Consider the following 16,315-nt stretch of genomic DNA (forward strand, 5'->3'; position numbering starts at 1 on the left):
GCAGATTTTAGTATGATGAAACGTAGGGATTTTTTCAAATTAATTGGGAGGTTCAATATAAAATGAGCTTACTTTCTATAGATAAATTAGCACACAGCTTTGGCGACCGTACTTTATTCAAGGATGTATCCTTCCGCCTGATGGCCGGTGAACATGTAGGCCTGGTAGGGGCGAATGGTGTCGGGAAGTCAACGATGATGAATATCATTACTGGACAACTCATCCATGATGATGGCCGGGTGGAATGGACACCTGGTGTCGAATATGGCTATCTTGATCAACATACGATACTTTCTAAAGGTAAATCGATTCGCGACGTCTTAAGGGATGCATACTTGCCTTTATTCGAGCAGGAAAAAGCACTGAATGAAGTTACAGAAAAAATGGGTACGGCCACTCCGGAAGAACTTGAAGAACTCTTGGAACAAATGGGTGAAATCCAGGACAAGCTGGAAGCCGGCGGTTTTTACAATCTCGATATTAAAATTGAAGAAGCGGCACGCGGTTTAGGTTTGGATGCGATCGGGTTGGACCGTGATGTCTCTGCCCTAAGCGGCGGACAACGGACAAAGGTTTTATTGGCGAAGTTACTATTGGAACAACCGCAAGTCCTGCTGCTCGACGAGCCAACCAACTACTTGGATGTGGAGCATATCCGCTGGCTGAGCAGCTACTTAAAGGAATATCCACATGCATTTCTATTGATTTCGCATGATACCGAGTTCATGAACGGCGTCGTTGACGTCATCTTCCATCTTGAATTTTCTAAACTGACCCGTTACACGGCAACTTATGAAAAATTCCTTGAGCTGGCTGAATTGAATAAAAACCAACATATTAACGCATATGAAAAACAGCGTGAATTCATTAAAAAGCAGGAAGATTTCATTGCAAAAAATAAAGCCCGCTATTCAACGACCGGCCGGGCAAAGAGCCGTCAAAAGCAATTGAATCGCATGGAACGTATCGATCGTCCAGAAACTGCAATGAAACCTACTTTCGACTTTAAAGAATCACGTGCGAGCAGCCGTTATGTCTTTGAAGGTGAAGATCTGGAAATCGGATATGACCGCCCATTGCTTCCGAAGCTATCCATGACCATCGAACGAGGAGAAAAAATTGCCGTGGTCGGCTGTAACGGAGTTGGTAAATCCACTCTTTTAAAAACGATTTTGGGTAAAATCGACCCTCTAGGCGGTAAAAGATCACTTGGGGACTTCCTTTTTTCTTCTTATTTTGAACAGGAAGTGAAAGCAGGCGATACGACGCCGATCGATGAAGTATGGAATGCATTCCCGCATCTGGACCAACCACAGGTACGTGCGATCCTTGCCCGTGTCGGATTGAAAAACGAGCACATTTCACGTCCGATGAGCCATTTAAGCGGTGGGGAACAAGCAAAAGTGCGCCTTTGTAAACTCATGCTTACCGAAAGCAATTGGCTGTTATTCGATGAACCGACCAACCATTTGGATGTAGTTGCAAAAGAAGAACTGAAACGTGCAATGAAAGAGTATAAAGGAACGATTGTCCTCGTATGCCATGAACCTGATTTCTATGAAGATTGGGTAACCAAGGTATGGGATGTAGAGGAATGGTCGAACAATAATTAACTTGGTCTATTTAGAGGGTGCCCGCTTGAGACGGGGCACCTTCTTTTTATGTCAAAAAAGACTGAAATGGTTATAAAATCCCCCATTCAGTCAGCAACACTTTTTTTTATTTTATTTGTTCAAGTTTTATTTCGCCAATTCGGATCCTAGAAACTTCGCTAATTCAAGCATGCCATATTGGCCTGCTGCTTCCTCAGCGTCACTGTTATAATTCGTATTGGTATTGATGTCATACGTGTAGATTTCACCATCGCTGTTACGAATGAATTCAATTCCTGCAATCGAAATTTCATTCGCTTTTAAAAACGCTTCATATTTTTCAATAATCGGATCATGAAAATCTTGCACAATTTGAAATTTTGGTTTTTCTTCTACCTCTTCACCGATCGGGCAGAATAAGTCACCAATTTGGCATGCATCTGCCGGACAAAGCTCGAAGCCTTCGGATGTATCAACCTCTACCGCATAAATAAACTTGCCACCCACGAATTCACAACGGGTGATGAATGGCTCCGGCGCTTTTATGTATTCCTGAATTAATGTAATCCCATCAACTGGTTCATCGAATTCTGGACCTTCCACATAATGTTTCAATGCTTCTACTGAGTGAAATAATTGAACACCGAGTCCTTTACCTGCACGGTTATGTTTCGTGATAAACGAAGCGACATTTAATTTCTCTGCTGCCTTCATGATATTTTCCTTACCTACAGCTGCGATCGTTTTCGGAGTCTTAATTCCAGCCTTTGTCAGTGCCGTATATTGATTGACTTTGCTGACCTCCAAACGAAGCGCTCGTGACCCATTGAAGACTGTACGATTATGCTGTTCAAGCCACGCTAGCACAGATTCTGTCATTTCAGGCGCAAATCGGTGCCCACGAGTATGTGAGCTTGCACTCATACGGCTATAAAAAACGCCCTCTGGCGGTTCCTCTGTTAAATCCACCACACCCTGATCAAGATGCCATTCTTCATAGGGAAGTTCTAACTCATTCATTCTTTTGGTTAAATGGGCAGTCCATTCCTCATTTTCATGAATGATATAAATTTTACTCATAAAAGATTCCTCCTGATTGTTTAAAATTTTATGTTTTTATCTGAGGCTTGGAGACATCCTTTTTATACGCATAACACTTTTAACTGCATCCCTACACTCGTTCAGCCACCAAGGTAAATGTTTTCGGAAGCCCAATATCATGGATTTTATGATTCGGTTCTTCCTCGAGCACTTTAATAACAAGCCCTGATTGACCTATTGACGTTACCAGTTCCCCGATTGTCCATTTACGCTGTACAACTCTTGAAAGGCTCCCTTTTTCCTCGTCGGGCATATGCTTCGAAAAAGCGACCTCATTGTTTTCGATTGCCGGAGCGAAATAGTTGCCTGTTATTTTATGTTTTTTACCATTTGAAGTAATGAGCTTTGTTGAAATTGGGTGAAATTCATGCAGAACGAACCGGCCTCCAGGTTTCAGCATCTTTTTAATTTTTTCAAATAAAGGCTGCAGATCTATTAAGTAGTGAAGTACACCGAGCTCCATTAAAACCAAATCCTGATTCCCTGAGTCATGCTCGGATGATAGTGAAAGGACATCCGAAACGATATACTCGATGGAGACATTGGCCCCACTGGCCAGCTCATTTGCAAACATTGCATTTTCCTGGGAAAAGTCAACTACTTTCACTTCAGCTCCCAATATGGCAAGGGCAACTGCTTTAACACCGTTCGATCCCATCAAATGAGTGATTTTTTTACCGGATGTTTCTCCCATATATTTATAAAAAGGGTGCAGTCTCCATTTTGGATTTTGCTTGATTTTGGATGCCAATTCCACGGGATCTCCATATCGATTGACCAGCGCTAAATAATTATTCTGGTTCCACGCCTGTTCATTTTCCGCTGTGAACCCCTTCTGCTCGGCAGATAAGTAAGCATGGATCTCGGAACTGCAATTTCTCATTTCTTCGTCGTATAGATAACTGTATAACGACCTGCACCAAACCTCCATATTCCCCATCTTAATGGACAAACGATAAGGGTCCGTTTTAATGGTCGTGTTAAACCGGCAGCGCACAGTGGCAGAAACCCCCTCGACATCCATTAGAAAGGAGGCAGTCTCAGGACTTCTTTCAGGCTTTGTTGGTGCGTATTCGGAAAAAAGATCTAAAGCCTCATTAAAGACATCCCATTGTACATCAATATCGATGTTCTTATACTCACCGATATCCACTCCTTGCACGAACAGAGCGGATCGACCTGTAAATTGGTATGGGATGTTAGCTTGATCCAACATGTTCGCCATTAATGTGATTAAATGATAATAACTTGCCTTCATATGAACCTCCTAAACATCAAAAGAACATGATAATTATTCTTCTATAGCAAATTTCAAACCGGTACTCGTAATGGCAATCAGTTCTTCATCATGGCGGTCTATGCCATAAACGAGTAATGTAACAAGCATATATATTGCTCTGAACCGGGCTAAACTCTCTGTTTCCTTTTCGATTTCACCATAGATATCAAAAAAAGCCCTGCGCTCCTCTTTGGGGAAATAACTGTATAAAAAGGAGAAATCAATGGCTGGATTCCCGACATGAACATCTCCCCAATCAATGATACCCGCGAGAACGCCTTCGTCATCAAGTAAAACATTCCGGATATGAATGTCTCCGTGAACAAGTGAAATCGGGTGCTGAACATCCAATTCACCTATGGTTTCAACAAAATACTTAACCGCATGCGCCTGGTCAAAGAATCCTAGTTTTAATAGATTCGAGACATTTTCCATTAGCGATTTCTTACGATAGGATATATCAAGCCTCATCATCCCATCAGGCTGCACACCTAAACGCATAGCCCTTTCCACTGGGAAACCGTGGAGAGCTTTCAAAAAATGGGCAAACCTTTTTGCCGATTCGGCCTTATTTGCCACCGATCCTTCTACAGGCAAGTGTCCCTTTACCATTTTATAACCGGTAAAAGGATACGGATACAGTGTACTTGGTTTCCCAAAAAAGATCGGTTCAGGGATAGCAAGCGGAAAAGTGCCTGCAATGGAAGGCAAAAGCTGACTTTCCACTTGAATCAACTTAACCGCAATAGGGCGGCGGGGGAAACGGAATACAAATTGCCCATTGATTTGTATGACCGTGTTATCGAAACCCTCCCCAAGTTGCTTGATCTCTTTCAACTCAATTTCCGGAAACTGCAGCATGATCAATTTCCCCGCTAGCTCCAGCGAAACCGGATATTCTGCCAACCAAGGCTTTTCCACTCCCGTCTCCCCCTTTTACCGGTTTCTCCCTCTATTGGGTCTGCTGCCAGATCCACCTCTAAGATTACTTGGTCCTTGTATAATGTTTGCTCTACGGCTGTCTCTTTGATCTCCTCGTGGATTGTCACGCTTTGGTCCACGGCTGTCTTCCGACCGGCCACCCCGCGGATTCTCCCGCTTTGGTCCGCGGCTGTTTTCCATCCGGCCTCCATGTGAATCCTCACGTCTAGGTCCGCGGCCGTTTTCCACCCGGCCTCCCCGTGAATCCTCACGTCTAGGTCCGCGGCTGTTTTCCACCCGGCCTCCCCGTGAATCCTCACGTCTAGGTCCGCGGCTGTTTTCCATCCGGCCTCCTCGTGAATCCTCACGTCTAGGTCCGCGGCTGTTTTCCATCCGGCCTCCCCGTGGTTTCTCCCTCTCGGATTCACGATTGTCCGCTTGATTTACAGAACGGTGACTGCCTCGATTCGGTCCTCTCGTATCTATCCGTTCCCGGTGTTTCCTTCCCCCTCCCGAACGCGGTCGGCGGGTACCCTCACCAGAAGAGTCTTCATGGCGTTTCCTTTTTTGCCTCACCTCATCGGGTTGGAACATTTTCACTCCTTCAATCGTCCTTCTTTCGATTTTCATGGAGATCCCTTTTTCAATCTCGCTTAAAAGCTGTAAATCCTTCGTTGCTATGAAAGTTACTGCCAAGCCATTCTCACCCGCTCGGCCCGTCCGGCCAATTCGGTGGATGTAACTTTCTGCATCCTCGGGAACATCATAATTAAACACATGTGTCACGCCTTCTACATCGAGTCCTCGTGCAGCAACGTCCGTCGCCACTAAATATTGAAGCTTTGCGTCTCTGAAGTTTTTCATGACACGTTCCCGTTTTGCCTGTGAAAGGTCACCATGAAGCTCTTCAGAATTGAATCCAGCTGCCTTCAGGGCATCATTCAAAACCGAAACGCGACGTTTTGTACGGCAAAATATGATCGCAAGGTATGGTTGTTCTTCTTTGATCATGTTGATTAATGAAGACTGTTTGGCACGATCGGTGGTCTCGATGACTAGCTGCCTGATTTTCTCTACCGTTACTTGCTCGGCCTTCACCGCTGCAGTTAATGGTTTAGTCATATAGCGTTTAGCCAATTGATGCACCTGTTCAGGCATCGTCGCTGAAAAGAGCAACGTTTGGCGCTCCTCTGGAAGCTGCCCCATGATTTCTTCCACCTCTGGTAAAAATCCAATATGTAGCATTTGATCGGCTTCGTCCAGCACGAGTGTTCCAGTTTGTGATAAATCGATGGTTCCTCTTCGTAAATGATCTAATAGCCTGCCTGGCGTGGCGACCACCACGGAGATGTTTCTTGTCAGTTTTTTCATTTGCTGCTCGACATCCTGTCCGCCATAAACTGCAAGCACTTGAAGTCCTTCCATTTCATTAGCGAATTTCTTCAATTCAGCAGTGATTTGCAAAGCCAATTCCCTGGTTGGCGTAACGATCAGGGATTGTATGTGGGATGCGGCGGGCTCTACTTTTTCCAGGATTGGCAGCAAAAATGCCAAAGTCTTCCCCGTCCCCGTTTGAGCCTTCGCGATGACATCCCTTCCAGCAAGGATATCTGGTATCGATTTCTCCTGGATAGGGGTAGGGGCGGATATTCCTATTTGCTTTAATATCATGTTAATCGCCGGGCTGACGCCAAGGTCGATGAATTCTGTCATGTATGGGCCTACTTTCTGAATTTCTTCAATTAATTGACTGATAAATCCACTGAAATGGTAACAGCTTCCTTCACTTAATGTCTTATTCCATAGTCTAAGCTAATTGTTAGTATATCATTATCTATTTTCGAGAAAACCTGTACCTTAAAATTTTTCATCCTATTGTACTTTAGTTGTTTTTCTAATATAATTTATAAGATTATCCAATCGAGCTACTTACTTTAAATTAAAGGGTAAGCATCTCATCCTTGTAGTTTTTTGCAAGGATTTTTTGTATATAAAAAAGGAGTGACCGCATGTTTAAATTAAAAGAACGGAATTCAAATATTAAGACGGAAGTACTTGCGGGGCTTACAACCTTTTTAACTTTGGCTTATATCATCGTTGTAAACCCAATGATCCTTTCTGATGCCGGTGTTCCATTCGACCAGGCATTCACGGCAACCATAATTGCAATAATAATCGGTACCCTAAGCATGGCCCTATTAGCCAATTACCCTATTGTCATAGCACCGGCAATGGGATTGAATGCTTATTTTGCATACTCGGTATTGGGAACCCATAATATTTCATACACAGTTGCCTTCTCTGCAGTCTTTGTTACCGGTATCATCTTTATCCTTTTATCCCTGACCTCCTTCCGCTCAAAATTGATCGAGGCCATCCCAAATAACTTGAAGCATGCAATCAGTGCCGGAATCGGACTTTTCATCACCTTCATCGGACTTCGCTTGTCAGGTGTCGTAACACAGCATGAATCCAACCTGGTTACCCTTGGAAGCTTCAGGGATCCTAGTGTGGCGCTTACATTGATTGGTTTGGTCATAACGATCGTGCTGATCGTCCGCAATGTGCAGGGAGCGATATTCATCGGAATGATCGTGACTGCCATAATCGCTTTCTTTACAGGCCAATTGGAAATTAACGGTCTAGTTTCAACCCCTACATTACCTGAAGGGATTATAGTCGCCAATCCAATCACATCTATCTCCGATGTCATTAACTACGGCCTTTATGGCGTCGTCTTCTCCATTTTGCTTGTAATGCTTTTCGATACGACCGGTGCTTTATTAGGCATAGTCCGTCAAGCTGGATTGCTGAAGGATAATAAGCTTGAAAAATCCGGCAGTGCCTTCTTTGCAGATTCCATCGGCACTACTGTTGGTGCCATGTTCGGTACAAGCCCGACCGCTGCCTCAGTTGAATCATCAGCTGGCGTAGGAGCGGGTGGCAAGACCGGTTTAACCGCGTTGGTTGTGGCCATCCTTTTCTTGATGACCGCCTTCTTCAGCCCACTGATAGGAGCTGTCTCAAATGTAGCGGCAATTACGGCACCTAGCTTGATCATCGTCGGAAGCATGATGATTAAAAGCATTAATGAAATTGACTGGACACATTTTGATGAATCATTCCCAGCCTTTTTGGTCATTGTCGCCATGCCTTTAACATCAAGCATCGCCAACGGGATAGCACTCGGATTCATCTCCTATCCCATTTTAAAAATGGCAAGGGGCAAATTCCGGGAAGTGCATCCGTTCGTGTACATGTTTGCCGTTTTATTCCTTTACCAACTGATTTTCCTGGCTTGATCATTTTAAGAGGGATCCATTGTGGTTCCTCTTTTTTTATAACCCCTGCAAATAAAAAGGAGGATACCCGACTTATCGTCGGATATCCTCCTACATGTTCACTGGTTCATTTGATCAAGGAAATCACCCAGGAGATCGTCAAGATTTTCCTCTTCCGGTTCCGATTCTTCCTCTTGTTGTGCGGGTTGATCCAAATTCCAATCAAAGTCATCCAGATCTTTCTTAGGTAAGTCTTCTTTGACCTTCTCCACTACCTTTTCTTCAAGCTCAGCCTGCATATATTCCTCATTCGATCCATTACTGTTCAAAGAGGCAAGCAAGGCGGTAGCGCGTAAAGGATCGGATAAAAGGTTGTACATAATCGTTCCAAGCATAGCTTCTGAGTGGGAATGCTTGAGCCAATCACGCTGAGATTTGCTTAGCTTGTTCGGCATGGGCAGGGAAATCATTTCCCGATCCTGATGGGTGGATTGCCCGACTCCATCGAGAACATACTCGGCAATTTTACTGGAAAAATTCCTTCTTTCCGTTTCCTTCAATTTCTGCAGCTGTCTTAACGTATAGTCTGATACATCCGAAGGGATACGAAAAGTGATGGCTTGCCCTCTTTTAATTTCAGAAGAAGCTGTTTTTTTCATTCTCTCACCTATTTAATGGAACCCGTTCTTTGTTCTTTCTTCTTTTGTTGGGACTGATTCTGTTCCTTTGCATTCCGGCGATTAAAATCCGAAATCAATTTATAATAGGCGTTTGCCATCATCCAAACGCTTTCCCGTTCATCTTCGAAAAAGTCTATATTGTAGCCATCGAAATTTTGATTCAATGTTTTCAAGTAATCTTTCAGGACAATCGATCCCCCGCCTACAAAATAGCAGATTTCCGTTTGTGAATTTTTTTGCCATACGTTGCGCAGGTGGCGATATTGCTTTTTGGCCAGTTCTCCCAAAATACGGTCAACGATATCATGGACGCTTGTCCGGCTCCCGCGAACCATAATATGATTGCGATCATTTTTCTTCGTGATGATTTCTACGACATCGCGCCTGCTATCCAACTCGACACCATGTTTCTTCCTGATTTCCTCACGAATTGATTCAAGTGCTTCAGCTACTCCCAAATTGAATCCTTGTGCCTTGTCATCGTCAACTTTACGATTTTTAATGACCGCGATATCTGTCGATAGGCCACCGATATCCTGGATGAGTATTCTTCTATCTATTAATTCACGGTTAATGATATTCAAATCTTTATCCATGACCAAATTTATGTATGCAGCGAAGCCCTCTGGATAGACTTTCACTTCATCGAATTTGATATTAACCTTTATGCCTTGATATTTAGGAGTAATTAAAAATTCCACCTGATGGACGGAACCAAGTAATTTCGAGCGGTAACCGACGTCTTTCCCTTCTTTAACCTCCCGAAGTGGCAACCCTGTTCCAAGCGTGTAGTTGGCTTCCACAACGTTATTCACTTTTTTGAATGTATCATTGTTCCCCTGCTTGGCAGCGTCCAATGCAAGTGCCGCAAAAAGCATGACTAATGTTTGATCTTCTTCCGATTTACTGCTTCCTAAATCAAGTTCTGCCGGATTATCACTTTTTGTTGCCAAGTTTCCAACGCGATAAATCGCATTATTGTCTTGAAGGGCTGGTGAATGAACCCTAATATGGATTCCTTCTAATGGATTTTTTTCATTAAGTTCCTCAATCCCGATGACCGGACGATCCTCTATATCTTTTGCAATGACGTTCGGTATATAAAGTTCAGACTCTAGCTTTCCAAAAATAGCTTTGATAGCATCATTTCCTACGTCTACTGCCGCGATTCTAGAACTCATTTAAAAACATCCCCTTTTTAATTGAAAAAATTTTAAGTGAAGCATTCCCTTTAAGGATAGGAAAAGTATCCATGATAGTCAATGCATCATTAGTTGTAGCTATATTTGTCGAATTGTTTTCAAATTGTTTACAATAGGAACATTTATGTATACACCCTTATATATAGACAGGTATACATATTTGTAAACATGTATACCTATTTGCATACATTACATCTATTTTAGTTTACATGTATACGTAATTGCAAACAAACCAAATACTGTATCTTTTTACTCTTTCTTCTTACAAAAATAAGCGTGTAAATAGCGGATTAGGATATTGTAATAAATGTAAAATCCACTAATGAACTGTATGGAGATACTCAAATGACTGAGAACAAACAGAAACTTCCCACTCGGGAACCCTATTGGCTTGGCGCAGTGCATTAAATTCCCCTTCGTTTTTTAAAACCACTGACATCCTAATTGTAGGCAGCGGAATTACAGGGATTACTCCGCTAAACAAGGTATTAAAGTTTCACTGATAGAGGCTCGTGAAATCCTTAATGGAACAACGGTACACAGCATGGCCTGATTTACGAATTGTTTGTTCACTAAAACATGATGAAGAGAAAGCCAATCTATATTATGTAATGAACAAGCTAATCAAAGGCTTGGTAGAAGAACATTCTATCGAATGTAATTTGACACCACAGTAGATACCTAAATTCACGCGAACACTGATAAATATAGGCTCCTTTCGTAAAGATTGTTATTTTTAAAACGAAACTATTTAAGTTAAGGTTGATTGGAGCGCAAGTGCGAGACTCCTGCGGGAGCAGCGGGACAGGTGAGACCCCACAGGCGTTTACGCCGAGGAGGCTCACCGCCCGCCCCGCGGAAAGCGAGCATCTGGAGGGGAAATCAGCCACACCGCTTTACTTGGTAAATAGCAACAAAGTATGCGAAAACAGCCTAAATATAAAAGGAAAATTAAAAAACAAAAAAACTATCGAAACTGGCCATCACAGGGATTATGCAAAAGAGACCCCTTTCTCCTTTCCTTGTAAATCTTCCATGATCCATGCGCAGTTTCACGCCTTTAAAATATTTAACGGCCCTCCTCTCCACGATTCTGGAGGCTGAAAATTTTTTCATGATAGTCAATCCTTCATATATTGCAACTATATTTGTCGAATTGTTTTCAAATTGTTTACAATAGAAACAAATATGTATACACCTTAATACATAGCCATGTGTACGTGTTTGTAAACATGTACACTTATTTGTATACATTACATCTATTTTTGTTTACATGTATACATTTTTGCAAACAAACCAAATAATGTATTTCCCCACTCTTTCTTCTTACAAAAATAAGCGTAAAAATAGCGAATTTGGGTATGGTAATAAATGGACAATTCACTAATGAACTGTATGGAGGTATTTAAATGACTGAAAAAAATACAGACCTTCCCCGATTTCCGGAACCCTATTGGCGCAGTGAGTTAACTTTCCCATCTTTTTCTAAACTAGAAACAGATATAAACTCTGATGTCTTAATAGTAGGCGGCGGAATTACTGGAATCACTTCTGCTTATCTACTAGCTAAACAAGGTGTTAAAGTCACTCTGATTGATGCAGGCGAAATCCTAACTGGAACGACAGGCCACACTACAGCAAAAATCACGGCCCAACATGGCTTGATTTATGACCAATTGATCACTGACCATGGCGAAGAGGCGGCCAAACTTTATTATGAAGCCAACGCAGATGGAATGAAGCTAATCAAAGACTTGGTAGAGGAACATTCCATTGAATGTAATTTGACTGCACAGGATGCCTATGTCTACGCAAATACAGAAGAATATAAAATCAAAATTCAAAATGAACTGAAAGCCTATCAAAAACTCGGCATTCGGGGGGATTATGCAGAGAGTATCCCTTTCTCCATCCCCTCTAAAGCTGCTGTGATCATGAAAGATCAAGCACAGTTTCACCCGTTAAAATACTTAACTGCCCTCATTTCGACAATTCTCGAAAGTGGAGGCAAAATTTATGAACGGACAACGGCAATGAAAATTGAAGACGGCGATCCACCTACCGTTCTGACTGATACTGGACATACAATCAAAAGCAATCAGGTAATCGTTGCCTCCCACTTCCCTTTTAATGATGAAAAGGGCTTATACTTTGCCCGTGTCCATGTAGATAGGTCCTATGTACTTGGAATCAGGACTGAACAGGAATATCCCGGTGGGATGTATTACAGCGCAGATAGCCCTACCCGCTCCCTTCGCTATACGGAATTAGACAATGGGGAAAAACTGATACTGGTCAGCGGGGATGGTCATAAAACTGGCCAGGGAGTCTCGATGATCGAGCATTATGAAGCACTGAAGGACTTCAGTTCCCAATATTTCGATGTGAAGGACATTCCCTACCGCTGGTCGGCACAAGATATTGTGACACCGGACAAGATCCCCTTCGTCGGACCAGTGACATCCAATAATCCAAACGTTCTGATAGCTACCGGCTATGCAAAATGGGGAATGACGAATGGGTCGATTGCGGCCAAGATCTTAACTGACCGGGTTTTGCAAAAGGATAACCGGTATGCAGACTTGTATGACCCCGCCCGTTTAAAAGGCATGAAGAATATAGTCCAAGATAATGCTGATGTAGCGAAGCATTTGATCAAAAGCAAATTGGCCGTCATTCATAAAACGCCTGAAGACATAGGAATTGATGAAGGAGCAATCGTGAAGGTGAATGGAGACAAGGCTGGGTGTTACCGTGATCATGATGGCCAGCTTCATATCGTTGATTCCACATGTACGCACATGGGGTGTGAAGTTGCCTGGAATAGCGGTGACCGTACTTGGGATTGCCCATGCCATGGCTCCCGCTACTCCATTGCTGGTGAAGTGTTGAATGGCCCTGCTGTCGAACCATTGAAAAAAATACGCTGATGGTCATCGTGATTTTATCTAATAGTCGACTCGGTCCGCTGTTTTCCTTATACTGAAGTTACTGCATGGTTGTTGAATGGTTGCAAATAACTCTAAAAAGGATTGAATTGAAATGAACGGTAAAAATCGGAAGGACATTACCCCAGGTGCCTCTGTGGACATTGTACTTAAAGCAGATCAACGCAGCGGAAAACTGACAAGCGGCACTGTAAAGGATATTTTGACCAACTCCAGCACTCACCCTCATGGAATTAAAGTAAGATTGACTGATGGCCAGGTTGGCAGGGTTCAAGTCATTCATAAGTAATGCGCACTCGGTCCAGGCCGAGTGTTTTTTTGTGATCATTCGACCGAATTAATGACAATGGGGATATTTCAATCATGTTTCCCGTTCATAATTCGTACAATAGGGTGAGATTATCTCTTTTAAAAAAAGGCTGGTGTCACAAAATGAAAGAATACAATGCCCCCGATGAGGTTCATTACCGCAACGATGAACATACATTGAAAGTTTCCGGCTCAGAGACGCTATCCGCTGCTCCGGATCAAGCCACAATCACCCTAGGAGTCATAACAGAGGATAAGGACCCGCAAAAGGCCCAGCAAGCCAATTCCCAAGCAATCGCAAATGTCATCGCGGCACTTAAATCCGCAGGCATTCCCGAAGAGCAATTGAAAACGAGTGATTACAGAATCGATCCGCAATATGATTATATTGACGGAAAGGAATTGTTCAAGAACTACAAAGTCCAGCACATCATCCAAGCCCAAACGACCGACATCGAGAAAATAGGCAGCATAATCGACACGGCCGTCAGAAGCGGTGCCAATTCAATCACCAGCATCCGCTTCTCTTTATCCAACCCAGATGCATACTATAACCAGGCACTTTCTCTCGCTTTAAAAAATGCATACGAAAAAGCACTCTCCATGGCCCGAACACTAGGAATCTCATTGAACCCAGTCCCTAATAAAGTTGAAGAGCTATCTGAAACGGCAACACCGATGCTTTACCAAACAAGTACCTTTTCAAAAATGGCGACTACCCCGATTCAGCCTGGTGAATTGAACATCACTGCCTCAGTAAGGGTGGAGTACACGTACTAGCACTCACTAAATTCCATCCTAAAAACCCCCCTTGATGAACAATGGGGGGTTTCACTTTAAAAGACTACCGTCTTATTTTCATGAACAAGGACGCGGTCCTCCAAATGCCATTTAACGGCACGTGCCAGCACCCTGCGTTCAGCTGAACGACCGATTTTCTTCATATCCCCAGCAGAATCACGATGGTCCACACGTTCAATATCCTGCTCGATGATTGGACCTTCATCCAAATCATTCGTCACATAATGGGAAGTCGCACCAATCAGCTTAACACCTCTGTCATAAGCTCTTTCATAAGGCCGTGCTCCAATGAATGCAGGTAAAAATGAATGATGTATATTGATGATTTTGTTTGGATGGGCCGCTACGAAGTCCGGCGTCAATATCTGCATATACCTGGCTAAGATAATAAGGTCCACTTTGAATTCTTCCAGAAGTCCAAGCTGTTTTGTCTCCACTTCCCTACGTATATCCTTATTTGCAGGAATGTAATAAAATGGGATGCCCATCGATTCGACAATTTGCCTCGTATCTTCATGATTACTGATGACCAGCGCAATATCAGCTAATAAATCCCCGCTTTGCCACTCCCATAGCAATTCCAGAAGACAATGCGGTTCCTTGGAAACGAAGATTGCCGTCCTCTTCAAATCACTCACATGGTTAAATGTCCATTGCATGGAGAATGCTGTCGAAACTTCCTGGAATGCCAGTTGCATATCCGCTGCCCTATCCTTCAATCCCGGACAATCGAATTCGATCCTGGTGAAAAAGGTACCGCCCTCTGGATTCATCGAATACTGACTCAATTCAACAATATTTGCATCATATTCATTAAGAAAGGCAGTAACTGTCGAAACAATTCCTGGCCGGTCCGGACACTTTATAATCAAACGGCCTCTATCTTGATTCTTTTCGCGAAACTCCTGTAACTGTTCTTGCACAAAGTTGCTAACCATTTTCCCAACTGCCCTTCTTCTATTTTGCTATATTATACTTCAATTCATGGGCAAAATTAAAGTCAGTCCATTCATTGCGGGATTTTGTTGGCAGACAACGCGGTCCTTTCTTGAAATCCTCCCGTTTTATCCCATCCCATTCATCAGTTTTTCTCTTTTGATAAATTCTTAATCTTCATCCTAATTGTGTCGAATTCCTATCTAGAGCTGAATCTAACCTAAATTTCTTCCTCCATTAAAAGATTTATGTCATTTTTTCAGGAAATTACCTGTAATTTGGAAGGAAATGAAGGTAAAGGTCGAGAACCTTTATGAAATGCATAATGAAGGGGATTCTTGACTGAACAGGACGGCATGAACCAGGCCACCTTTTTATTTCAGTTTTATTTTCCCTAGATAATAAGGTTATTCACTGCCTCATAAGGGTATAGACCATTCTATTAGTTTTTTTCAAAGGGGGAAATGAAATTATCATGAAATCATCAGTTACATTCATTGTATCCATTCTGGCTGTTCTCGGTCTTCTGTCCGGCTGTGCTGAAAAGGACCAGCTGGAGGATGGAAGTAAGCTGATCAATAAGGACCAGTTTGTTTTCGCTGCCTCAGGCGAATTCAAGCCATTCAGTTATGTCAATGATGACATGACCGTAACTGGATTCGATATTGAGGTTGGCGATGCAATAGCAAAGGAACTGGACCTGGAGCCAGTACCTAAACGGATAAAATTCAAAGGCATCGTGGAAGGTGTCAAAACCGGTCGGGCAGATGCCGCGGTTGCCAGTCATACAATCAATGAACAACGAAGTAAACATGTTGCCTTCTCGACCCCTTATTACTACTCAGGTCCTCAAATTTTCGTCCGCTCAGACAGTGATATTAAAACGGTCGAAGATTTAAAGGGAAAGGAAGTTGCGGCTTCTAAAGGCTCCACGTACGCAACCACAGCAGAAAAATATACAACCAATGTAAAAACCTATGACAGTGATATCACCGCCCTGAAAGCATTGAGCGGAGGACGTCATGATGCCGTCATCACCGACTTCGTAACCGGCAAGGAAGCTACCAAGGAAGGTTTCGACATCGAAGGCAGGCAATTGATCGAACGAAGCGAGCAGGCCATCGTACTGCCTAACGACAACCCTCAGCTGCTTGCACGCATTAACGAAGCACTTGAAAACCTCCGGGAAGATGGAACGCTTGCCGAAATCAGCAAAAAGTACTTTGGTGAGGACATCACAACCAAGCCTGAATAAAGATTGATAG

Annotated in this window: 13 protein-coding genes; 6 read left to right on the top strand and 7 right to left on the bottom strand. The window is 43.0% G+C overall.

Annotation, left to right across the window (positions count from 1 at the left end):
• Window positions 1-62 precede the first annotated feature (62 nt).
• Window positions 63-1,613: an ABC-F family ATP-binding cassette domain-containing protein gene (locus tag BW986_RS13790; protein ID WP_076368437.1), complete on the top strand. Its 1,551-nt coding sequence runs from the start codon at window positions 63-65 to the stop codon at window positions 1,611-1,613.
• A gap of 126 nt (window positions 1,614-1,739) precedes the next feature.
• Here the strand turns inward: BW986_RS13790 and BW986_RS13795 are convergent, their stop codons facing one another.
• From BW986_RS13795 to BW986_RS13810, 4 genes are all read right to left on the bottom strand, one after another.
• Window positions 1,740-2,672, bottom strand: coding sequence for an ATP-grasp domain-containing protein (locus tag BW986_RS13795; protein WP_076368438.1), 933 nt, complete (start codon window positions 2,670-2,672; stop codon window positions 1,740-1,742).
• Window positions 2,673-2,763: 91 nt separating this feature from the next.
• Window positions 2,764-3,951 (bottom strand): class I SAM-dependent methyltransferase, encoded by a 1,188-nt coding sequence (locus BW986_RS13800; protein WP_260320851.1) that lies wholly within the window; start codon window positions 3,949-3,951, stop codon window positions 2,764-2,766.
• Window positions 3,952-3,984: 33 nt separating this feature from the next.
• The gene (locus BW986_RS13805; protein WP_076368439.1) at window positions 3,985-4,893 is read right to left on the bottom strand and encodes a phosphotransferase; all 909 of its coding nucleotides are present in this window, start codon (window positions 4,891-4,893) and stop codon (window positions 3,985-3,987) included.
• A gap of 15 nt (window positions 4,894-4,908) precedes the next feature.
• Complete coding sequence (locus BW986_RS13810; RefSeq protein WP_076368440.1) at window positions 4,909-6,606, bottom strand: DEAD/DEAH box helicase; 1,698 nt, start codon at window positions 6,604-6,606, stop codon at window positions 4,909-4,911.
• 296 nt (window positions 6,607-6,902) lie between these two features.
• On the opposite strand from BW986_RS13810, the gene BW986_RS13815 reads away from it, so the two are divergent.
• On the top strand, window positions 6,903-8,195 hold the full coding sequence (locus BW986_RS13815) for an NCS2 family permease (protein ID WP_076368441.1): 1,293 nt from the start codon (window positions 6,903-6,905) through the stop codon (window positions 8,193-8,195).
• 98 nt (window positions 8,196-8,293) lie between these two features.
• On the opposite strand, the gene BW986_RS13820 is transcribed toward BW986_RS13815, so the two are convergent.
• Window positions 8,294-8,833: a hypothetical protein gene (locus BW986_RS13820; RefSeq protein WP_076368442.1), complete on the bottom strand. Its 540-nt coding sequence runs from the start codon at window positions 8,831-8,833 to the stop codon at window positions 8,294-8,296.
• Window positions 8,834-8,841: 8 nt separating this feature from the next.
• Complete coding sequence (locus BW986_RS13825) at window positions 8,842-10,035, bottom strand: ParM/StbA family protein (protein ID WP_076368443.1); 1,194 nt, start codon at window positions 10,033-10,035, stop codon at window positions 8,842-8,844.
• A 1,430-nt stretch (window positions 10,036-11,465) separates the two neighbouring features.
• On the opposite strand from BW986_RS13825, the gene BW986_RS13835 reads away from it, so the two are divergent.
• The 3 genes from BW986_RS13835 (at window position 11,466) to BW986_RS13845 (ending at window position 14,093) form a co-directional block, all read left to right on the top strand.
• A complete protein-coding gene (locus BW986_RS13835; protein WP_076368445.1) occupies window positions 11,466-12,986 on the top strand; it encodes an FAD-dependent oxidoreductase in 1,521 nt (506 codons plus the stop codon).
• Window positions 12,987-13,098: 112 nt separating this feature from the next.
• Window positions 13,099-13,293 carry a YwbE family protein gene (locus tag BW986_RS13840; RefSeq protein ID WP_076368446.1) on the top strand — a complete coding sequence of 65 codons (195 nt, stop codon included), beginning with the start codon at window positions 13,099-13,101 and terminating at the stop codon, window positions 13,291-13,293.
• Window positions 13,294-13,436: 143 nt separating this feature from the next.
• Window positions 13,437-14,093 carry an SIMPL domain-containing protein gene (locus BW986_RS13845; protein WP_076368447.1) on the top strand — a complete coding sequence of 219 codons (657 nt, stop codon included), beginning with the start codon at window positions 13,437-13,439 and terminating at the stop codon, window positions 14,091-14,093.
• Between the two features lie 56 nt (window positions 14,094-14,149).
• Here the strand turns inward: BW986_RS13845 and purU are convergent, their stop codons facing one another.
• Window positions 14,150-15,052: a formyltetrahydrofolate deformylase gene (gene purU, locus BW986_RS13850; protein ID WP_076368448.1), complete on the bottom strand. Its 903-nt coding sequence runs from the start codon at window positions 15,050-15,052 to the stop codon at window positions 14,150-14,152.
• Window positions 15,053-15,525: 473 nt separating this feature from the next.
• On the opposite strand from purU, the gene BW986_RS13855 reads away from it, so the two are divergent.
• The gene (locus tag BW986_RS13855) at window positions 15,526-16,305 is read left to right on the top strand and encodes a transporter substrate-binding domain-containing protein (RefSeq protein ID WP_076368449.1); all 780 of its coding nucleotides are present in this window, start codon (window positions 15,526-15,528) and stop codon (window positions 16,303-16,305) included.
• Window positions 16,306-16,315: the final 10 nt, after the last annotated feature.

Origin of the sequence: Peribacillus simplex (assembly GCF_900156045.1) — a bacterium.
Taxonomy (GTDB): Bacteria; Bacillota; Bacilli; order Bacillales; family DSM-1321; genus Peribacillus; species Peribacillus simplex_D.